This window comes from Amycolatopsis orientalis DSM 40040 = KCTC 9412, from assembly GCF_000478275.1.
Taxonomy (GTDB): Bacteria; Actinomycetota; Actinomycetes; order Mycobacteriales; family Pseudonocardiaceae; genus Amycolatopsis; species Amycolatopsis orientalis.
Genome location: NZ_ASJB01000057.1, coordinates 79,546 through 100,820 on the forward strand (window position 1 = coordinate 79,546; position 21,275 = coordinate 100,820).

Below are 21,275 nucleotides of genomic sequence, written 5' to 3' on the forward strand. Positions count from 1 at the left end.
AATTCTCTCGGGCCGATATTCATTGCTCTGGGGAATTGTGCGCCGTTTCGTATCATCGTTGATACCACGGAAGGACGATCGTGAGTCACCGTAGAGGAACAAAGAAGGCGGTCGCCGCCGCCGCTGCCGGTGCCGTGGGGCTTGCCACCGCGGTACTCGTGGTCGGGGCGCAGTCCAGTGTCGCCGATCCGATTTCACTGCCGCTCAACTACCACTGCACGTTCCCGCTCGTGGGTTCGCAGTCGCTGAAGGTGGTGATCAACACCGATCTGCCGCTGTCGGTCAAGACCGGTCAGCCGACCGGCACGTTCGACATCAAGGCCGTCTCCACGATCAACGCGGACACGGTCAGCGGGCTGAACCTGATCGGTGCGACCACGCTGGAGGGACAGGCCATCGCGGCGGCGACCGTGGCGGCCCCGGGGCTCAACCTCCCGGTCAAGGTGCCCAACGACATCGCCAAGCAGAACATCCCCACCTCGGGCGAGATGACGGTCAACGCGGCGGGCAAGACCCCCTCGCTGACCTTCAACCAGCCCGGCGAAGCGAAGATCACCGTGGGTGACCTGCAGCTGAAGGTCACCCCGCGCAAGGCCGACGGTTCGGTCACCGGCATCACGCCGGACGGCACGATCGACGCGCCGTGCACCCAGGATCCGGGCCAGAACAACACCCTGGCCACGATCAAGATCGGTGACGGCGGCGGCACCACCACGCCGACCACCACACCGACCACGCCCACCACCACCCCCACGACCCCGACCACGCCGACGACGCCGCCCGCCACCACCACCCCCGGTGGCGGCGGGCTCAAGTACGCCTTCGGCATCAAGGGTCAGACCGCGCTGAAGGCACTCGGCAGCACGGCGCCGATCAACGGTGCCTTCGACGCGGACGTCGACCTCGCGTCGAAGACGTTCACCGGTGATCTGAAGCTCGACCCGTCGCACACCGAATTCAAGCTGTTCGGTTTCGTCCAGGGTGCTTCGGACATCAAGGTCGAACAGGTCGGCAAGCAGACCGGTGAGCTCGTCGGCACCGGTTTCAAGGCGCACATCAAGTTCAACGTGTTCCTGCCGAGCGTGCAGGTCTTCGGGATCCCCATCAGCAGTGACCCGAAGTGCGGCACGGTCAGCCCCTCCACCAGCGAGATGACCACCGGTCCGGACTTCGACCTGCTCAAGGGCGGGAAGCTGACCGGCACCTACTCGCTGTCGGCCCTGCAGAACTGTGGTTCGTTCAACGACATGATCAGCATGTTCGCCAAGAGCGACGGCAACACGCTCGATCTGAACCTCACCAAGAAGTAGCCGGGCAGGCCGGTCCCCGTCGCCTCCCGCGACGGGGACCGGTGCCGTCCCAGCGCCGTCCAGGAAGGCGACCATGCCCTTTCGCATCAACGTCCGGATGCTGCTCGCGGCGGGCCTCATCGTCCTGCTCACCGCCTGCTGCCTGCTGTTCGTCGCGGTCCGCGGCGCGGCGGCGGGTACGCCGGTGGAGAAGAAACTGTCGTTCACCTGCCCGTTCCCGCTGATCGGGCTGCAGAAGCTCGACGCGGTGATCAAGGCCGACTTCGAGGTGCCGGCCGCACCCGGCGGCACGCTCACCACCTCCGGGCTGACGATCACCGTCTCCGTGCCGGACAAGGCGGCGCGCGGGCTCAACCTCGTCGGCGCCACCACGGTCGAAGGCACCGCGGCGGCGGAGGTCACGCTCGTCAACGGCGACGCGAATCCGTTGCCGGTGCGCATTCCGCTGAACGTCGGGAAGACCGAGATCCCGGCGACGGGCTCGTTCAGCCCGGTGGCGACCGGATCCGTGCCCACGGTGACCTTGGCGAAGCCGGGCAAGACCACCCTGACCGTCGGCGACTTCACCACCCGCCTGACGCCGAAGAAGGCCGACGGCTCCTTCACCGGCCTCGGCTCGTTCACTTCGGACTGCACACTCGACCCCGGCCAGGACGCGGTCCTGCTCTCCTTCGACCTCGGCGGGACCCCGGCGGGACGCCACTACACGGTCGCCGGGAAGACCGGTCTCAAGGCGCTGGGCACCACCGCGCCGCTGACCGGCGGATTCGACCTGAGCCCCACCGCGGCCACGGTCTTCGCCGGCGGCCCGGTGTTCGACAGGACGCACGCCGACTTCCGGCTGTTCGGCTTCGTGCCGGGCGCGGCCGACCTCGAATTCGTCGCCGACGGACCACAGGGCGGCGATCTCACCGGGACCGGTTTCGTGGCGCGGCCCCGGTTCACCACCGTCCTCCCGCTCGTCACCCTGCTCGGCATGCCGGTCAGCAGCGGACCCGCGTGCAGGACTTCGAGCCCGTCGACGGCGGAACTCCGGACCGGGGACGGCTTCACGATGGCGGCGGGCGGGGCGCTCACCGGCACCTACGCCTTGGCTCCGCTGACCGGCTGCGGCGCGTTCACCCCGTATCTGAGCACGTTCGTCCAAGGCGACGGCAACACGTTCGATCTCGTGCTGACGCCCCGTAAAGCCTGACCTGGCACACCTGTTCTCACCACCATCGCAGTAGTCGGGCCGGACGCGGGTCCGGTTCCCGGCGGCGGTAATCTGCCTCGCGACACCTCACGGGACACCCGTTCCACCACCAAGGAACCATCGGTGAATCCCTGGGAGTGCCGCACCATGACGATTTCCGCGCCGGAGACCGCCGTCCGCACGGTGGAACTGACCGTGTCGGGGATGACCTGCGCCGCCTGTTCGGCACGCGTGGAACGCACACTGAACAAACTCGACGGCGTCCGCGCGTCGGTGAACTACGCGACCGAGCGCGCCACCGTGCAGGTCCCGGACGAGCTGGCCGACGACGTCCTCGTCGAACGGGTCCGCAAAGCCGGGTACACGGCGGAGATCCGCGGGGAAGAGGATCCGGGCACCGGTTTCGCGCGGGTCCGCGATCTCCGGCGGCGGCTGGTCGTGGCCGCGTTGCTGGCCATCCCGCTGGGGAACCTTTCGATCACCCTCGCGCTGGTGCCGCGGCTGCGCTTCCCCGGCTGGGAACTGCTGTGCCTGGTACTGGCCGTTCCGGTGGTGTTCTGGTCCGCGCTGCCGTTCCACCGCGCCACACTGCGGAATCTGCGACACCGTTCGTCCAGTATGGACACCCTGGTGTCGATCGGCGTGCCCGCCTCGTTCGCCTGGTCCGCGTGGTCGGCGTTCTCCGGGGGTACCGGACCGGGATACTGGATCGGCTTCGGTCCGACGGCGGCCGGAGCGGACGCGATCTACCTCGACGTCGCCGCCGGGGTGACCACCTTCCTGCTGGCGGGCCGCTACTTCGAAAGCCGGTCCCGGCGCAGCGCGGCCGGACTGCTGGCGGCACTGGAGGCGATGGCGGCCAAGGACGTCCGGGTCTCGCGCGACGGGGTCGAGCTGATGGTCCCGATCGGCGAACTGGCCGTCGGAGACCTCTTCGTGGTGAAACCGGGTGAGTCGATCGCCGCGGACGGCGTCGTCGACAGTGGACTGTCCACTGTGGATGTCAGCGCGGTGACCGGCGAACCCGTGCCCGCGGAGGTCGGCGCGGGCGACCGGGTCATCGGGGCCTCGGTGAACCGGGACGGCAGGCTGGTGATCCGGGCGACCGCCGTCGGCGCGCATACCCAGCTGGCCCAGATGACGGCGCTGGCGGAACGCGCGCAGGCCCGCAAAGCCGCCGTGCAGCGTCTGGTCGACCGGATCTGCGCGGTGTTCGTCCCCGCCGTGCTCGGGGTGGCCGCGCTGACCCTGGCGGGGTGGCTGGTCACCGGGGCGCCCGCTCGCGACGGCTTCGCGGCGGCCGTCGCCGTGCTCATCATCGCCTGCCCGTGCGCGCTCGGGCTGGCCACGCCGACGGCGCTCATGGCGGGCGTCGGCCGCGGCGCCCAGCTGGGCATCCTCATCAAGGGACCGGACGCGCTCGAAGCGAGCCGTTCGGTGGACACCGTGGTCCTCGACAAGACCGGCACCGTCACCACCGGGAAGATGACCGTGACCGACTGCCGCCCGGCCGACGGGTTCACCGTGCCGGAAGTGCTCCGGTTCGCCGGGGCGGTGGAGGCCGGATCGGAGCACGCCATCGCCACCGCCGTCGTGACGGCGGCGCGGGCCGGGCTGCCCGGGTTGCCGCCGGTCGAAGGCTTCTGCGCGCTGCCCGGGCTCGGGGCACGGGGCGAGGTCGACGGGCACGAAGTCCTCGTCGGCAACACGCGGCTGCTGGCGGATCGGGGGATTCCCGTCCCGGCCGACCTCGCGAAAGGACTGGCCGCCGCCGAGAGCGAAGGCGCGACGGCGATCCTCGTCGCGGTGGACGGCCGTGTCGCCGGGTGCCTGGTGATCCGGGACGTCGTGAAGCCGTCGGCGCGGGCCGCGGTCGACGCCCTGCACGCCCTCGGCCTGCGGACCGTCCTGCTCACCGGTGACAACGCGGCCGCCGCCCGCGCGGTCGCGGACGAGGTCGGCATCCCCGACGTCCGCGCCGGGGTCCTGCCCGCGGAGAAGGCCCAGGTCATCGAGGCGCTGCGGGCCGGGGGAGCGCGGGTCGCGATGGTCGGCGACGGGATCAACGACGGCCCGGCGCTGGCCACCGCGGATCTGGGGATGGCGATGGCCAAGGGCAGCGACATCGCGCTGCGCTCGGCGGACGTCGTGCTGGTCCGGGAAGACCTGCGCGTGGTCCCCGACGCCATCCGGCTCGCCGACCGCACCCTGCGGATCATCCGGGGGAACCTGGTCTGGGCGTTCGGGTACAACGTCGCCGCGATCCCGCTGGCCGCGCTCGGCCTGCTGAACCCGTTGATCGCCGGGGCGGCGATGTCGCTGTCGTCCGTCCTCGTCGTGTCCAACAGTCTCCGGCTCAAGGATTTCGGCCGGGCGGACCGACGCGCCGCGTGACACTTCCGGGTGGTTTTGTACCATCGCCCCGGACAAGGGGGCCTTCGTGAAGCCGTTGAACACCGGCGAACCCACCGGCGTGGGGCGATACCGGGTGTTCGCCACGCTCGGCGAAGGCGGGATGGGCCGGGTGCTGCTCGGGATCTCCTCCGACGGCCGCCTGGTCGCGATCAAGCAGGTCCACCCGGGTTTCGCGCACGATCCCGGTTTCCGCGAGCGGTTCCGGCGCGAGGTCGACACCTCGCGCCTCGTGTCCGGCGCGTACACCGCTCCGGTCATGGATGCCGACCCGAACGCGCCGACCCCGTGGCTGGCCTCGGTGTTCGTCCCGGGACCGTCGCTGTCGGAGGCCGTCGCCGCCGGCGGGCCGCTGCCGCCGATCGCGGTCCGGCATCTCGCCGCGGGGCTCGCGCTGGCGCTGGGCGACATCCACCGCGCCGGGCTGATCCACCGGGACCTGAAGCCGAGCAACGTCATCCTGACCGGTGACGGCCCCCGGGTGATCGACTTCGGGATCGCCCGCGCCGTCGAAGGCGACTCCGAACTCACGCACACCGGGGCGGTCATCGGCTCGCCCGGGTTCATGTCGCCGGAGCAGGCCGAGGGCAAGCCGCTGACCCCGGCGAGCGACATGTTCTCCTTCGGCGCGCTCCTGGTGATGGCCGCGACCGGGTCGAACCCGTTCACCGGGACGTCCACTCCGCACACCCTCTACAACGTCGTGCACGTCCAGCCCGATCTGCGCTCGCTGGCGCCGGAACTCCGGCAGATCACCGAGCCGTGCCTGGCGAAGAACCCGGCGGACCGGCCGCCCCCGGCCTGGGTGCTGGAGCGCCTTGGCCCGATCGCGCCGATGACCAGTCCCTGGCCGCCGGTCGTGCGGCACCTCATCGACAAGCAGCAGGCCGAGGTCGGGCGGCTGCTCAACCCGCCGAAGCGGTCTCGCCGCGGCCTTTACGCGGGAATCGCCGCTGCCGCCGTCGTACTGCTGGCCGGTGGCACGATCACGGCCGTTTCCCTGAGCAAGGACGATCCGCCTCCCGCCGTCGCGGCGCCGAGCGCGTCCCCGCAGCCGGACGAACCGATCGCCACCCCGGTCAATCCGGATCCGCTCGGCCCGGACAACCTGCGCAAGGTGGACCTGTGCAAGGTGCTCGAAGGCCGCGACGTGCCCGGCTTCGGCAAGCTGAGCACGAAGAACGGTACCCAGTTCGATTGGTGCACGTATTCCTCGTCCGCGGGGAAGTGGCTGGACCTGCGGATCGCAGGCGACCTCTTCCAAGCCGAAGTGGGCGGCGAGCTGGAGGGGCTCCCGTTGGCCGTCAAGGGGGCAGGCGGCTCGTGTGAGGTGGCTGTTCCCGTCACCGGTCTGTTGCACACCAATCTCACCGCCCGCGTGGACTCCTTGTCCACAAAGGACGAGGCTTGCCAGGTGGTCAAGGCGGCCCTCGCCGACGCGGTCAAGCGGATCCGGGCCGGTGGTCACGATCGCGCGCTTCCGGCAGGCACGCTGGCGCCGCTGGACCCGTGCGCGCTGGTCGGCCCCGCGACCGTGGACCGGCTCATCGGCCCGGTGGTGGAGACGATCCGCGAACATCTGCACGAATGCCGGTACGACGCGACGGGCAGTGTCCGGTTGAGCTTCGGGCGGGGAGCCCCGCCGACGGAGGCGACGTACTCGTCTTACGCGGACACCGCCACCCTGGATCTCGGCGGTACCAAGGTGTATCTGGCGAGGTCGGACGATGGCCCCGCTCGCTCCACCTGCTCGCTGATCTGGCTGCATCTGCCGGTCGGTGACCAGGTCGGGGAGAACGTCGAGCTGACCGTCGGCACCAGCGGCGCGGAGAAGAACGCCGACCTGGCCTGCGAGAAGGCGAAGAACTTCGCCGGGGCGCTGCTGCCGAGACTCCCGCGCTCGTGAGTGGAGATGACGGTTATCGAGAGGTAAGGCAAACGTGGCGTGATCGACTCGATGCCGTGAAGGTCCCCTTGCCTACCCTCAAGGTAGCGAAGGAGGCCTTCACTACTTGGCGACCTACGCGGGACTCCCTCACGAGATCGGGGTCTGTCCACAAAGGACAGTTTGCGGCGATCCGGCGTCCGGTTGATGCCTAAATGCACGTTCCTGAACGGGGTCGTGAGTGGCAAAGAGCGTTCTAACGCTCCTTGCCACTCACGACCACCCCGCGAAACCGCACAAACAACCCAAGTCGGACACTTGTCTTCAGAAGAGTGCCTCTCGGAGCCGCGGCCCGGCTTCCGCCAGCCAGCCGGACGCTCGCCGGAGCACGACATCTTTGCCTTACCCCTCAAAATAGAACCGTCACCACCACTCACGACCGACCCGACCAAGGACGAACAGCTCAGTGAAACCGTTGAATCCCGGCGAACCCCGGCAGATCGGCCCGTACCGGATCATCGCCGAGCTCGGCGAGGGCGGCATGGGCCGCGTCGTGCTGGGCCTCGCGCCGGACGGCAGGCTCGTCGCGGTCAAGCAGCTGCACGCCCAGTTCGCGCACGATCCCCGCTTCCGTGAACGGTTCCGGCGCGAGGTCGCCACCTCCCGCCTGGTGTCCGGTGCCTACACCGCCGCGGTCATGGACGCCGACGCGGAAGCGGAAACCCCGTGGCTCGCCTCGGTCTTCGTCACCGGGCCGTCGTTGAAGGAAGCGGTGGACGCCGCCGGGCCGCTGCCCGCCGGATCGGTGCGCCTGCTGGCGTCCGGGCTGGCCGCCGCGCTGACCGAGATCCACCGTGCCGGGCTGATCCACCGGGATCTCAAGCCCAGCAACATCATCCTCACCAGTGACGGGCCCAGGGTGATCGACTTCGGCATCGCGCGGGTGGCCGAGGAGGCACAGGACCTCACCGGGACGGGCGCGATCATCGGGTCGCCCGCGTTCATGTCCCCGGAACAGGCGGGAAGCGGGCAGGTCACCGGGGTGAGCGACGTGTTCTCCCTCGGCGCGATCCTGGTGATGGCGTCGACCGGCCGCGGTCCGTTCACCGGCCCGACCGCACCCCAAACGCTGTACAACGTCGTGCACGCGACCCCGGATCTCACCGGGGTCCCCGACGACATCCGGCGGCTCGCCGAACCGTGCCTCGCCAAGGATCCGGCGCGTCGCCCGACCCCGTACCAGATCCTGGAGTACCTCGGGCCGGTGCCGCCCATCGCGGCTCCCTGGCCGCCGTCCGTGCACGCCCGGATCCAGCAGCAGGACGCCGAAGTGCGCTCGGTGCTGGCGCTGCCGTTGCCGATCTGGCGGCCGCCACCGAAGAAGATGGCGCCGCGGACGAAGAAGATCCTGTTCGGCGCGCTCGCCGCGGTCGTCCTGCTCATGGTCACCGGGATCGTCGCACTCGGTCTCAGCGTCGCCGAATACGCCAAACCCGAGGAGCCGGGCGTGACCTCGCTGTCGGTGTCCGAGGCCTTGAGCCCGGAACGCCTGCGCCTGGTGGACCCGTGCAAGGTCCTCGCCGGCCGGTTCGTGCAGGAGTTCGGCACCCTGACACCGGACACGTATTCGTTCTATCCCGCCCGCTGCAAGTACACCGGCCTCAACGGCGCGACCTTCGAGCTCCGGCTCGGCGAAGGCATGAGCACCAGCGGTGCCGAGCGGACGAACCGGACCGCCGACGGGCTTCCGTTGCTGCGCAGCACGATCAGCGGCGGCTGCGATTCGGTCATCCAGCTTCCGGCCGAGCGGCGGCTCGGCGTCTTCATCTCACATCCGGAAAAGGACGGCGACCCCTGCAAGGCCGCCGACGACATGCTGACCGCCGTTGTCACCCGGCTGCGCACGCACGAGGTCGACCGCGCGAGCGACCCGGCGAGCCTGCTGCCGTTCGACCCGTGCGCCGTCCCCGACACGGCCGTCGTCGCCAAGAATCTGCCGAACGCCCAAGCCGCTCCGCAGACGTTGCGTATCTGCGAGTGGCAGGGCGGTGGCGAGAGACTGACCGTCGAGCTGAGTCGGGGGGCCTACGCGCCCGAGGGCTCCCCGATCGACCTCGGCAACGGCGTCACCGGCGACATCCGGGAGTTCGGTGGCTCGAACTGCACCGTGACCTGGCAGCACCGGCCGCTGCCGGAGCGCGAGGCCGAACACGTCGCCGTCCGGGTGAGCGCCAAGGAGGGGAGCGGAAGCCCCTGCGACCGGACGAAGGAGATCGCCGCCTCGATCGTGCCGAAGCTCCCGAAGCCCTGAACCCGCCTGCTCGCCCACGGTTCGATCGAGAAAGGGGATCCCCTGTGCGGGCCCGGAAACAGGGTCCGCTAAGCTGTCTCCAGTACGAACAACAGCACACGCGCGTTTAGCTCAGCGGGAGAGCGCTTCCCTGACACGGAAGAGGTCACTGGTTCAATCCCAGTATCGCGCACCAGGTTCGCTTCCCCAGCGGACCGGAGTTCGTACCACGGGCGATTAGCTCAGGGGGAGAGCGCTTCGTTCACACCGAAGAGGTCACTGGTTCGATCCCAGTATCGCCCACCATCGCTTCTGGTCTCGTGAGTGGTAATGACGGTTCTAACCGTCATTACCACTCACGAGACCAGATATGGCCGTGGCCATCAAGAACAGTCCGGCGGCGACGCCCGCGGATACCTGAAGCCCCGTAGTGCAGGCGGTTCGTGCCGCGTCGAGCAGTTCGTCGGCTAACTGCGCCGGGAGGCCCGAGGCGGCCGTTTCCGCCTGTGCGGGCCCTGACAAAGCGAGTCGCCGCACCGGTTCCGGGACAGCGGCCGGCACCGCCAGCCGCCCCGCGTACACGGCGGCCGCCAGGGAACCGAACACCGTCGTGCCGAAACCCGCGCCCAGTTCGTAGCCCGTCTTCTCCACCGCCGCGGCGCCTCCGGCCTGGTCCGCCGACGTCGCCGAAAGCAGCGTGTCGGTGCTCGAAGTGAGCGCGAGCGCCATCCCCAGCCCCAATCCCGTCAGCCCGCAGCCGAGCAGCACCGGCGACGTCAGCGCGGCCTGCCCCGACGCCGGGACCAGCAACGCCACCACGGTCACGGCGAATCCGGCCGTGCGGACCCGGGCGTTGCCGAACCGTCCCAGCAACGACGGGGTCACCACACTGCCGACGGCCGACGCGCCGAGCACCAGGAGCAGCCGCGCCGCGGCCGCGGTGGGGGAGAGGTCGAGCACCACCTGCAGATACTGCGCGAACAGCAGGCCGAGCCCGACCAGCGTGCTCATCACCAGCAGCACCCCGCCGACCGCGGCCCGGACGCCCGGCAGCCGGAACAACGTCAGATCCAACAAGGGCGGATCGGTCCGGCGCTGGCGGCGCAGGAACAGTCCGATGAGGACACACCCGGCCGCGGCGGAGGCGATCGCCGTCACCCAGGAACCCGGTTGCCCGACGGCGAACGCGATCCCGAGGACACCGCCCGCCGCCAGCCCCGCGCTGAGCGCGTCCCACGGCCGCCGTCCCGGTGGATTCCGGGGCAGCCACCGCAGCGCCAGCACCACCGCCGCCAGGATCACCGGCGGGTTCAGCAGGAAAGTGGCGCGCCAGCCCCAGGTTTCGACGAGCACGCCGCCGAGGATCGGCCCGAACACCGAGCCGGTGCCCGCGATCCCGCTGCACACCGCGATCGCCGTCCGGCGCCGACGCTGCTCCGGGAAGAGCTCCCGGAGCAGCGACATCGTCACCGGCATGATCATCGCCCCGCCCGCCCCGAGCACCGCGCGGAAGGCGAGCAGCACCGGGACGTTCGGCGCGAACGCGCACCCGAACGACGCGATCCCGAACACGACGTATCCCGTGACCAGCACCCGTCGCCGTCCGTACCGGTCGCCGAGGGTGCCGAACGGCAGGAGCAGGGGCGCGGCGGTCAGCGGGTAGATCGCCACGATCCACACCTGTGCCGCCGCACCCGGCCGTAACTGACGGACGAGGTCGGGCAGCGCGACGTGCAGCACCGTCGCGTCCACCGCCACCAGGAAGAGCCCGGCGCCGAGCACCGCCAGCAGCGGCCAGGCGCGGACCGCCCGCTCGGCCCGGGCCGTGGTCACAGGAGGCCCGCCAGATGCCTCGCCACGACGTCGACATGGGGCGGGTCGACCACCGACAGGTGATGCGCCTCGACCGGGACGATCTCCAGACCCGGGCACAACCCGGCCCAGCCCGCCGCGAGATCCGTGCGGGAGTAGCGCGGCTCCATCGCGAGCCCGGCGGCGTACTGCTCGATCGCCCGGTAGAGCACGACACGGCCGTCGTAACGGCGAGGTGTTCCGCGTTCCGCCGCCAGCGTGTCCAAAAAGGACTGACGCTGGTGCCGGAGCACCCCGGGACTGAGCAGTCCCGCTTCGGCGACCCGGCGCATGGTCAGGTCGATCTGCTCCTCCTCGGGCAGCGGCGCGAGTTCCTCGTGGCCCAGCTGGACTTCCCGGCCATAGGTCCCTTCGACGTACCCGGTGAACCGCAGGAACCGCCGGGCGGACGACGCCCGCGGATCGAGGTCCGGCTCCGGGAGCGGGAGCATGGTGTCGATCAGCGCGACGAACTCGACCTCCTCACCTTCCTCGGCGAGCCGCGCGGCGACGCCGTAGGCCAGCGCCCCGCCGAACGACCAGCCGGCCAGCCGGTACGGCCGGTCGCGACCCTGGGCCCGCACCAGCGGCAGCAGGTGCTCGACGCGGTCTTCGATGCTGATACCGGGAACGCGCTCGAACCCGACGCACGGCACCGCGGCGGGCAGCCGGTCCAGCAGCGGCCGGTAGACGGTGCAGGTGCTGCCGCCGGGGTGGAACAGCAGCAGCGGCGCGACCCCGGCCTCACCGGGCGCGAGGACGTGCACCGGTCCCTTTTCCTCTCGCGTGTCGAGGACGGCGCGGGCGACGTCGGCGATGGCCGCGAGCGAGTCGTGCCGCCGGAGTTCGGCGGCGTCGACGGGAGTGTCGAGTTCCGTGCTGAGTCCCTCGGCGATCAGCTCGGCCAGCCGGTCCGGCCTGCCGGTCTCGGTCAGCCGGACATGCGTACCGGCGGCGTCGGCCCCGGTGTGCTCCTGCCACAGCCGCAGCACCAGACGGTCCGCCGCGTCCCAGGCCCGGCCACGGGCAGGACGCGGATCCTCGTCTTCGCGTGGCGCGAGATCCCGGCTGAGGTCGGCGAGGGTGGCGCCCCGGAGCACGCCCGCCGCGTCGGGCTCGGTGCCGAACTCGCGGCGCACGGCCTCCCGGATCCGATTCGCCATCAGGGAATCGAGGCCGAGTTCGACGAGCGGGACGTCGACGTCGATCCGGTCAGGCCGCAGCCCCATCACGGCGGCGACGATCTCGGTCAGCCGGTCGCCGCCGCTGCGTGCGGGTTCGGCCTCGGGTTTCCGTGCCGCGAACGACGGCGGCTCCTCGACGGCGGTGTACCAGTGCCGTTCGTGCCGCCATGGCATCGGCGGGACGTCGGCCAGCCGGGCGCCGTCGTCCGGATCGGCGGGGGTGATCCGCGTTCCCGCGCAGTAGAGTTCGGCCGCGGCGGCGCCCAGCGCGCGGACCTCGTCCTGGCCCCGGCGCAGGGTCCCGGTGACGACGGCGTCGTGGATTCCCTCGGCTTCGAGCGTCCGCGCCACCGAACCACGCAAGATCGGATGGGGTGAGACCTCGAGGAAGAGGCGGTACCCGTCCGCGGCGGCGGCCGCCACGGCCTGCCGGAACCGCACCGGACGGCGCAGGTGCGCGGCCCAGTATCCGGAGTCGAAGTCCGGCAGCTCGCGGGGATCGGTCAGCACCGTGTCGTACCAGGGGACCGTCGGGCGGCGGCCACCCAGTTCGACGAGCGCCTCCCGGAGCGCGGGCAGGACGGGGTCGACCCGGACGGAATGCCCGGCGACCTCGACCGGCAGGCGGCGCGCGGTCAGCCCGGCGGCCTCCAGCTCCGCGACGAGCAGGTCGAGGACGGTGGCGTCCCCGGCGACGGTCAGCTGTCCCGGCGCGGATTCGACGGCGAGTTCGATGTCCGGGTACAGCTCGAGTTCCTCCGGCGCCAGTTCCACCGCCGCCATCGCGCCACCCGGGCCGATGGTGCCCAGGAGCCGGGCACGCGTCGCGACCAGGTGGACGGCTTCGTCAGCGGTGAGCACACCGCTCACCACCGCGGCGGCCGCGGAACCGAGCGAATGCCCGATGACGGCGGACGGCCGGACGCCGAGCGCCTCCCACTGCGCGGCCAGCGCGACCTGTGTCCCGAAGATGGCCGCCTGGGTTTCGGGCAGGGACAAGGGATCCGCGGTGGTGAGCAGGGAACGCAGTGACCGGCCGGTGTGTTCGGTGAACAGGTCGTGGAGCTTGTCGACCTGCGCGGCGAACGCGGGCTCGGCGGCCAGCAGCCCGCGGCCCATCCCCGGCCACTGGGAGCCGTGGCCGGAGAACACGAACACCGGCCCGCCGGTGGACAGGGTGGTGCCGGTGACCGCGCCCGCCGGGAGCGGATCCGCCCCGGTTCCGACCGCGCGCAGCAGGACCGCCAGTTCCGCGGTGTCCCCGGCGACGACGGCGGCGCGGTGCGGCCCGCCGTTGTCGCGCCGGAACAGGGTGTGGGTGACGTCGGCGAGGGACTGCGACGGCGTGGCCGAGGATTCCAGCCAGTTCGCCAGTTGCGTCGCCCGTTCGGTGAGCCGGTCGCGGGTCCGCGCGGACAGCAGCCCGATCCGGACGTCCGCGCGGTCCGGGGCCGGTTCCAGGTCCGGTGCCTGTTCGAGCACGACGTGCGCGTTGGTCCCGCCGAACCCGAACGCGGACACCCCCGCCGTGGCCCGGCCGGACCGGCGTGACCAAGGCGTCGGTTCGGTCACCACCTTCAGGCGGAGATCGTCGAACGGGATATGCGGGTTGGGCGCGGTGAAGTGCAGCTGGGGCGGCAGTTCGTCGTGGGTCATGGCGAGGACGACCTTGATCAGCCCGGCGATCCCGGCGGCCGCCTCCGCGTGCGCGATGTTCGTCTTCACCGATCCGATCAGCAGGGGAGCGTCGGGCCGCCGGTCCTTGCCGAGCACGGCGCCGAGCGAGCGGGCCTCGATCGGGTCGCCGAGCAGGGTGCCGGTGCCGTGCGCCTCGACGTAGTCCACAGTGGACGGATCGAGGCGGGCGCCGTGGTACGCCGTGCGCAGCATGTCCTGCTGGGCGATGGGGTTCGGGGCGGCGAGGCCCTGCGACCGGCCGTCGGAGTTGACCGCGGTGGAGCGGATCACCGCTAGCACCCGGTCGCCGTCGTATTCGGCGTCCGCCAGCCGTTTGAGCACGACGACCCCACAGCCTTCGGCACGCGCGATGCCGTCGGCGTCCGCGGCGAACGTCTTGCAGCGGCCGTCGCCGGAGAGCAGGCCCGCCGCGGCGAACGCGGCCGTCGGCCCGGGCAGCAGCATGAGGTTCACCCCGGCGGCCAGAGCCAGATCCGCTTCGCCGTCGCGCAGCGCGCGCACGGCGTGGTGCACCGCGACCAGTGAAGACGAGCAGGCGGTGTCCACCGCCATGCTCGGCCCGCGCAGGTCGTAGCTGTAGGACAACCGGTTGGCGGAGATGCTCCCGGCGGCGCCGGTGGCGGTCCACAGATCCACGTCACCGCCGGACATCGTGAGATGCCCGTAGTCGTGGGTCGAGATCCCGGTGAACACGCCGGTCCGGCTGCCGCGCAGGGAGACCGGGGCGATCCCGGCGTGTTCCAGCGCCGCCCAGGTGACCTCCAGGAGCATCCGCTGCTGCGGGTCCATTGTGGACGCTTCGCGCGGGGTGATGCCGAAGTGGTCGGCGTCGAAACCGGCAACGTCGTCGAGGAAGCCACCGACCACCGGCGCGGCGTCGGCGCTCCACCGGCCCGGCGGCGCGGTCCGGACGGCGTCCCGTCCGCTCCGCAGCAGCTCCCAGAATTCGTCAAGGCCGTCCGCCCCCGGCCACCGGCAGCCGAGGCCGACGACGGCGATCGGGTCGGTCCGGCGGCGATCGGTACCGGCCGACTCCGGCTCCGGTTCGGCACCGCCGGTGAGGGACCGGGCGAGGTGGTCGATGGTCGGGCTCTCCCACAGCAGGGTGGCCGGGAGCGGGACACCGAGCAGCTCTTCGAGATCCGCGGCGATGCCGACGGCCTGGCGGGAGGACAGGCCGTAGTCGCTGAGCGGACGGTCGGGTTCGAGCCGGGCGGAGTCCACGCCGGTGTGCTCGGCGACGGTGTCGAGCAGCCAGCGGCGCAGTGCGGGGGTGTCGAACGACGGGTTTCTCATCGCACCAGTGCCTTTCCGTAGTCTCCGGCGAGGTAGTGGTCGCGGCAGGCGCTTCGCGCGATCTTGCCGCTGGAGGTCCGCGGGACCAGGCCCGCCGGGACGAGGACGACGTCGCGCAGGGAGAGGCCGTGCGCGTCGGAAACGAGCCGCCGGATCGAGGCGGCGAGGGCGCGTTCGTCCTCCGTGGTCAGTGCGCTGTGGCCGCGGTGTTCGGCGACGATGACCGCGGCTTCGGTGTCGGTTCCCTCGACGGCGAAAGCGGCGACGCTGCCCGGACGGATGTCGCGGTCGGCCGAAGCCGCCGTCGCTTCGACGTCCTGCGGGTAGTGGTTGCGGCCGTCGACGATCAGCAGGTCCTTGATCCGGCCGGCGATGTAGATCTCGCCGTCGTGGCGGACGCCGAGATCACCGGTGCGCAGCCAGTGCCCTTCCGGGAGTCCACTGTGGTCACCGGTCAGCCGGGCGCCGAAGGTTTCCGTGCTTTCCAAGGGTTTCTGCCAGTAGCCGGTGCCGACGTTGGGCCCGTGGACCCAGATCTCGCCGACCGAGCCGTCGTCCAGCGCGACCCCGGTCTCCGGGTCGACCAGCGCCACGTGCTGGCCGACGGGGACGCCGCAGGCGACCAGTTTGAGGCCCTTGTCCGCCGGCTTCGCGACGCCCGTGCCGAGGGCGGCGCGGTCGAAGGTGGTGACCCGCGGGGGTACGCCGGGACCGGTGGTGACGAAGACGGTCGCCTCGGCCAGTCCGTACGCCGGGCGCGTCTTCTCCGGCCGGTAGCCGGAATCGGCGAAGGCGGCGTGGAACCGGTCGAGTACGTCGGGGTTGATCGGCTCGGCGCCGTTGACGATCGCCGCGACGCGGTCCAGCCGGAGCCGGGCGCGGTCCTCTTCGCGGACCCGGCTCGCGGAGTAGTGGAACGCGAAGTTCGGCGCGGCGCTCCAGCTTCCGTTGTGGTCGCTCAGCAACTCCAGCCAGCGCACCGGCCGCTCGATGAAGGCCAGCGGATCCATCAGCACCGACCGCATGCCCATCGCCAGCGGCGTGATCAGGCCGAGGACGAGACCCATGTCGTGGAAGAGCGGCAGCCACGACACCGTGGTCCCGGCCGACGGATCGATGCCGAGGCCGTGCACCGCCTGGCGGACGTTGGCCAGCACATTGGCGTGGGTCAGCACCACACCGGCCGGGCTGCGGGTCGAACCGGAGGTGTACTGCAGGTACGCCACGTCGTCGGGCGCCGCGTCCGGGGCGGGCCACGCGCGGGCCGGTCCTTCGGCGGGCTGGTCGGCCGCGACGACGGCGACGCGCTCGCCGCCGGGAAGCCCGGCCAGGAACTCCCGGACCGCGTCCTCGGCCGCGGCCGTGGTGACGACGGCGGTGGGCGCGCAGTCGGTGAGCACCGCGGCGAGCCGTCCGGCGTGGCCGGGCAGTCCGGGATCGAACAGCGGGACGGCGATCGCGCCCGCGGTGATCGCGCCGAGGAAACCGACGACGTAGTCGGCGCTCTGCGGGCACAGCACGGCCACCCGGTCGCCGGGCCGGACGGGGAGCGCGGCGGCGACGGCGTCGACCCGCTCGCGGAGTCGCCGCCAGCTCAGGGTCCGCCGCAGACCGGCGCGGTCGACCGCGAAATCGGCGAAGGTGACCGCGGGCCGGTCGCCCGCGACGTCCGCCCAATGCCGAAGGCAGGCGGTGAGGGTGGGGCCGGCCGTGGCGGGCAGGTTTTCGGGGGCCAGGGACATGGCGTCTCCTCGGGGTTCGGCGGGGTACTGCGGGGGTTCAGCGGCCGAGCGGTCCGGCGGCGTGCTGCCACGCGGCGACGGCGAGTGCGTCGAGATCGAGGCCGGTGGTTCCGGCGTCACGGAGCACGACCAGTACGTCGTCGGCGGCGATGGCGACGGTGCGCAGGCGTAGTCCGGGCAGCTCGGGGGGCTGACCGGGCAACGTCAGGAGTTGTCGGTAGGAAAGGGTTTTCGCGCCGGGTACGGCGGGCGCGGGCTGGACGGTGACGGTCGACACCGCGGTACCCGCCGCATCGTCGACCGTCACCTGGGAGCACCGCCCGGCCTGAGCGGACCACGCCGCCAGGTCGGGCGGGTTCGTCGTGCGCGCGACGAGTTCGGAGATCTGCCCGCCGGGTACGGCGGACTGGAAGCCCTGCCCGGTGACGCCTGCCGTCGCGCCGAGGACCCGCCCATGGACGACGTCCTCACAGCCGGCCACGTCGATCCGGCTCTCCTTCCGGCGTGCGGTGTCCGAGGTGGACAGTGCGGTGCCGAGGTCGAAACCGTCGCGCGCGGACGCGTGCGGGACGGCTTCCGGCGGGAGCAGGGCGGCCGGCGGAACGGCCGGAGTGACCGGTGCCGCGGCGGCGGGTGAAGTGGCCTGAATCGATTCTCCGGACGCGCCGGAAATGGTCACCACCGCGGCGGCGGAAGCGACGAGCGCGACTGTGCGGCCCCGCCACTTCGTCGGCGGAAATCGAGGGGTACGGCGAATTCGGGCAGCCATGAATATCCCTTTCGGAAGGGTGCTGAGGACGGTCGCGGTCCCTTCGGTGGGACACCGGCGCCGGGGTCGCGTCAGCGGACGCCGGACCTGGGCGGCACGACGAAGGCTACGGCGGGAAATCGAATACCGGAAGGTATCAAGAGAACGTAAATGTCCTTCGTGTACACGCTGTGACCTGCGGCTTCCGGACTTTTGCCTGGTATGCGAGCCAGTCTGGTACCACCGTGCCACAGTTGCTTACGGTCCGTGAGCGACGGGTCACCCGGATGGGGGAGGTGGGAGCATTTCTTGTTTCCCTGGCATTCACATTGTCCTCCCGGATTGTGGGCAGGACAATTGCCTGGAGGGGCGCCTTCCGCTTAACGTGTCGGCACTCCGGATTTCTTTTGCGGGTAATCGCCGTCACATTTTCGGATTCGATCGATCGACCGGGACAAAGGATTACGTATGCGCACTACTTCGAAGCGGCTGCGCGCCGTCGCGCTCCTGACGGCCGTGGCGTGCGCGCTGCCGGGCGTCGCCACCGCCCCGGCGCGGGCCGAGAGCGGTGTCCCGGACGCCCGCGCGGACGACGGCTCGCACGTCGTCTCCCAGTCCACTGTGGACGGCGATCCGCGGATGCTGGACCTCACCGTGCGCTCGGTCGGCGTCGGGAGCTACGCCATGGTCCGGCTGATCCTGCCTTCGGGCTGGGACGCCGAACCGGGCCGGAAGTGGCCGGCGGTGTACCTGCTCGCCGGGGAGACGCGGTTGCAGGACTACCGCGGCTGGACCGCCAACACCGACGTCCGGAAGCTCGCCGACGACTCCGGCGCGTTGGTGGTGATGCCGGGCTCCGGTTCCGCGGGATTCTTTTCCGACTGGTGGAATCACGGCAAGGACGTCGTGCTCAACCAGTGGGAGACGTTCACCGCGGTCGAGGTCCCGCAGCTGATCGACCGCGCCTATCGCGGGGACGGGCGGCGGGTCGCGGCCGGCCTCTCGCTCGGCGGGTACGGGGCGGTGGAACTCGCCGCGCGGCGGCCGGGGGTGTTCCGGTTCGCCGGGTCGTTCAGCGGCAACCTCAATCCCACCGGTCCGTACGGCGAGCTGCTGACCAGCGCGATCGTCGCCTCGGCCCGGCAGGATCCCGAGGCGCTCTGGGGTGACCGCCGGCGCGAGGCGTCCCGCTGGGACGCGCACGATCCGCTGGTGAACGCCGACCGCCTGCGCGGCACCGAGCTGTACCTGTCGACGGGCAACGGCCTGCCGGGACCGTTCGACGGGAAGCTCCCGGTCGACGTCCTGCCCGGCGCGATGCTGCTCGAATTCCTGTGCTCCACCCAGACCACCGCGATGGCGGACCGGCTGAATCGCCTCGGTGTCCCCGTCATGACGGACTTCTACGGGCCGGGCACGCATCACTGGGCGTACTGGCAGGACCAGCTGCACAAGACCTGGCCGCGGATGCTGCGGGCGCTGGCCGCGCCGGTGAAGACGGGGGAGGCGTCGTGACCCGTCCGTCCTTTGTGGTCACCGGCGCGTCGAGCGGGATCGGCCGGGCCTGTGTCGCCGAGCTGGTCCGCCGGGGTGCCCACGTCTGGGCGGGCGTGCGCACCGACGCGGACGAAACGGATCTCGCCCGCGCGTACGGCGAGGCGGTCACCGTGCTGCGGATGGATCTCCGTGACGCGGCGTCGATCGCGGCGTGCGGGGAGAAGGTCGCGGCGGCGGGACCGTTGCGGGGCTTGGTGAACAACGCCGGGATGGCCCGCCCCGGACCGCTGGAGCATGTCCCGCTCGACGATTTCCGGCACCAGCTGGAGGTCAACGTCACCGGGCAGCTCGCCGTCACGCAGGCGATGTTGCCCGCGCTGCGCGCCGCGTCCGGGGCCAGGGTGGTGACGGTCGGGTCGATGGGCGGGCGGATCGCCGGACCGATGGTCGGCCCGTACCACACCTCGAAGTTCGCCTTGGTCGGTTTGACCGACAGCCTGCGCGCCGAACTCGCCCCGTCCGGGATCGGCGTGATCCTCGTCGAACCCGGTGCGGTCGCCACCGCGATCTGGTCACGCGCCCGCGCCGCGGCCGAGGAGGTGCGCGCCGCGCTGCCGGAAGCCGCGCGGGAAAGGTATGCGGCGCAACTGGAAGAGGCCGAACGCAGTGCGGAACGGTCGGCGCGGGCCGGGGTCCCGCCCGAGCGGGCCGCGCGAGTCGTCGTCCACGCGCTGACCGCCCGCCGCCCCGCGCCGCGGTACCTGGTCGGCCGGGACGCGCGGATCGCGGCGGTACTGGCGAACCTGCCGTTCCGGCTCCGCTACCGGCTGACGGCGGCGAAGCGGTGACCCGGCTGGTCGTGATCGTCGCGCCCGGTTCGCGGGGCGACGTCCAGCCCTGTATCGCCTTGGGGCACGGTCTCGCCGCCGAAGGCGACCGCGTGCGGGTGCTGGCGGCGGAACGCTTCCGGGCGCTGGCGACCGGATACGGCCTGGACTTCGCGCCGCTTTCGGTCGATCCCGGTGAGATCCTCGGTTCGGACGGCGGACGCGAATGGACCGAGGGCGGGCGCAATCCCGCGACGTTCCTGCGCGGATTGCGAGGCGCGCTGGCGCCGGTGCTGGAGCGCCTGCTGGACGATGTCCACAAAGGAGCGGACGGAGCGGATCTCGTGCTCGCGCCGACTTTGGGGTTTCTCGGTGCGCACCTGGGTGCTTCGCTCGGCGTCCCCGACGTCGAACTGCACTACCAGCCCAGCGTGCCGACCCGGGCGTTCGCGCATCCGCTGCTGCCCTGGGCGGCCGGGCTCGGGCCGTGCGGACGGCGGCTGAGCCATCACGCCGTCGACACCGTCGCCTGGCAGCTGCTGCGGCCCGAGGTGGACCGCTGGCGCGGCCGTTCACTCGGCCTGTCCCCGGCCGGATGGCGCGGACCCCGCCGCGCGGAAACCCCCGTACTGTGCGGGTTTTCCGACGCCGTCGTGCCCCGGCCGGAGGACTGGCCGTCGCGGGTCCACGTCACCGGATACTGGTTTCTCGAAACCCCCGCCGGATGGCGGCCGGACCCGCGCCTGCGGGACTTCCTCGCCTCGGGGCCGCCGCCGGTGTACGTCGGCTTCGGCAGCATGCGGCCGTCCGAGGCGGAACGGACCTTCGCCGCCGTCCGCACGGCGCTGCGCCGGGTGGGACTGCGCGGCCTGCTCGGGACCGACACCGGGTTCGACGACGACGAGGACCTGCTGACGGTCCAGGATGTTCCGCACGGGTGGCTCTTCCCGCGCACCGCGGCGGTGGTGCATCACGGAGGCGCGGGCACGACCGCGGCGGCGTTGCGCGCGGGCGTCCCGGCGCTGGTCTGCCCGGTCTTCTCCGATCAGCCCTACTGGGGCGACAGGGTGTCCCGCCTCGGCGCCGGGCCCCGTCCGCTGCCGTTACGGGAGATCACCGCGGACGCCCTGACCGCTCGGCTGTTGGAACTCTCCGGGAATCTGCTGTTCCGCCGCGGGGCGCAGTACGTCGCGGCGCGTCTTCGGGAGGAGGACGGGGTGGCGCGGGCGTGTGAGGTACTGCGGAAAGTGCGTTAGGACGCGTCGCGCTCGGCTACTCACTTCGGGGTCCAGCGTCTCCAATGTGGCATTGGGGACGCTCAGTGTCCCCAATGCCACATT

Annotated in this window: 12 protein-coding genes and 2 tRNA genes; 10 read left to right on the forward strand and 4 right to left on the reverse strand. The window is 71.4% G+C overall.

The genetic code is table 11. From position 1 onward, the window contains the following. Positions 1-80 precede the first annotated feature (80 nt). From L324_RS18970 to L324_RS19000, 7 genes are all read left to right on the forward strand, one after another. Complete coding sequence (locus L324_RS18970) at positions 81-1,310, forward strand: DUF6801 domain-containing protein (RefSeq protein ID WP_037309899.1); 1,230 nt, start codon at positions 81-83, stop codon at positions 1,308-1,310. A gap of 73 nt (positions 1,311-1,383) precedes the next feature. After that, complete coding sequence (locus tag L324_RS18975; RefSeq protein WP_037309902.1) at positions 1,384-2,505, forward strand: DUF6801 domain-containing protein; 1,122 nt, start codon at positions 1,384-1,386, stop codon at positions 2,503-2,505. Between the two features lie 147 nt (positions 2,506-2,652). Further along, positions 2,653-4,899: a heavy metal translocating P-type ATPase gene (locus L324_RS18980; RefSeq protein ID WP_037309905.1), complete on the forward strand. Its 2,247-nt coding sequence runs from the start codon at positions 2,653-2,655 to the stop codon at positions 4,897-4,899. Positions 4,900-4,945: 46 nt separating this feature from the next. Further along, complete coding sequence (locus tag L324_RS18985) at positions 4,946-6,823, forward strand: serine/threonine-protein kinase (RefSeq protein WP_037309908.1); 1,878 nt, start codon at positions 4,946-4,948, stop codon at positions 6,821-6,823. A 445-nt stretch (positions 6,824-7,268) separates the two neighbouring features. Then, positions 7,269-9,113, forward strand: a complete 1,845-nt coding sequence (locus L324_RS18990; protein ID WP_037309915.1) for a serine/threonine-protein kinase — start codon at positions 7,269-7,271, stop codon at positions 9,111-9,113. 100 nt (positions 9,114-9,213) lie between these two features. Next, positions 9,214-9,288 (forward strand) — tRNA-Val (locus tag L324_RS18995). A gap of 35 nt (positions 9,289-9,323) precedes the next feature. Next, positions 9,324-9,398: transfer RNA gene (locus L324_RS19000), tRNA-Val, on the forward strand. Positions 9,399-9,431: 33 nt separating this feature from the next. On the opposite strand, the gene L324_RS19005 is transcribed toward L324_RS19000, so the two are convergent. The 4 genes from L324_RS19005 to L324_RS19020 are packed head-to-tail and all read right to left on the reverse strand — an operon-like array spanning position 9,432 to position 17,632. Next, the gene (locus L324_RS19005; RefSeq protein WP_037309917.1) at positions 9,432-10,925 is read right to left on the reverse strand and encodes an MFS transporter; all 1,494 of its coding nucleotides are present in this window, start codon (positions 10,923-10,925) and stop codon (positions 9,432-9,434) included. Then, entirely contained in the window at positions 10,922-15,121 is a 4,200-nt protein-coding gene (locus L324_RS19010) for a type I polyketide synthase (protein WP_037309921.1), read from the reverse strand. The genes L324_RS19005 and L324_RS19010 overlap by 4 nt, the downstream gene beginning before the upstream one ends. Further along, positions 15,118-16,863, reverse strand: coding sequence for a fatty acyl-AMP ligase (locus tag L324_RS19015; RefSeq protein WP_037309922.1), 1,746 nt, complete (start codon positions 16,861-16,863; stop codon positions 15,118-15,120). The genes L324_RS19010 and L324_RS19015 overlap by 4 nt, the downstream gene beginning before the upstream one ends. Positions 16,864-16,900: 37 nt before the next feature. Continuing rightward, a complete protein-coding gene (locus L324_RS19020; protein WP_037309924.1) occupies positions 16,901-17,632 on the reverse strand; it encodes a hypothetical protein in 732 nt (243 codons plus the stop codon). Between the two features lie 447 nt (positions 17,633-18,079). Between L324_RS19020 and L324_RS19025 the strand changes: the two genes are divergently transcribed. Genes L324_RS19025 through L324_RS19035 form a run of 3 tightly spaced genes read left to right on the forward strand, consistent with a single transcriptional unit; the run spans position 18,080 to position 21,191 of the window. Then, entirely contained in the window at positions 18,080-19,126 is a 1,047-nt protein-coding gene (locus tag L324_RS19025) for an alpha/beta hydrolase (RefSeq protein WP_051173966.1), read from the forward strand. Continuing rightward, positions 19,123-19,956: an SDR family NAD(P)-dependent oxidoreductase gene (locus L324_RS19030; RefSeq protein WP_037309927.1), complete on the forward strand. Its 834-nt coding sequence runs from the start codon at positions 19,123-19,125 to the stop codon at positions 19,954-19,956. The genes L324_RS19025 and L324_RS19030 overlap by 4 nt, the downstream gene beginning before the upstream one ends. Then, complete coding sequence (locus L324_RS19035; protein WP_037309930.1) at positions 19,953-21,191, forward strand: glycosyltransferase; 1,239 nt, start codon at positions 19,953-19,955, stop codon at positions 21,189-21,191. The genes L324_RS19030 and L324_RS19035 overlap by 4 nt, the downstream gene beginning before the upstream one ends. The last annotated feature ends 84 nt before the right edge of the window (positions 21,192-21,275 follow it).

Excerpts from the sequence above, each read along its gene's own strand:
- L324_RS19020 (WP_037309924.1), bottom strand. The coding sequence starts at position 17,632 with ATGGCTGCCCGAATTCGCCGTACCCCTCGATTTCCGCCGACGAAGTGG.
- L324_RS18975 (WP_037309902.1), top strand. The coding sequence starts at position 1,384 with ATGCCCTTTCGCATCAACGTCCGGATGCTGCTCGCGGCGGGCCTCATC.
- L324_RS18980 (WP_037309905.1), top strand. The coding sequence starts at position 2,653 with ATGACGATTTCCGCGCCGGAGACCGCCGTCCGCACGGTGGAACTGACC.
- L324_RS19010 (WP_037309921.1), bottom strand. The coding sequence starts at position 15,121 with ATGAGAAACCCGTCGTTCGACACCCCCGCACTGCGCCGCTGGCTGCTC.
- L324_RS19015 (WP_037309922.1), bottom strand. The coding sequence starts at position 16,863 with ATGTCCCTGGCCCCCGAAAACCTGCCCGCCACGGCCGGCCCCACCCTC.
- L324_RS19025 (WP_051173966.1), top strand. The coding sequence starts at position 18,080 with ATGCGCACTACTTCGAAGCGGCTGCGCGCCGTCGCGCTCCTGACGGCC.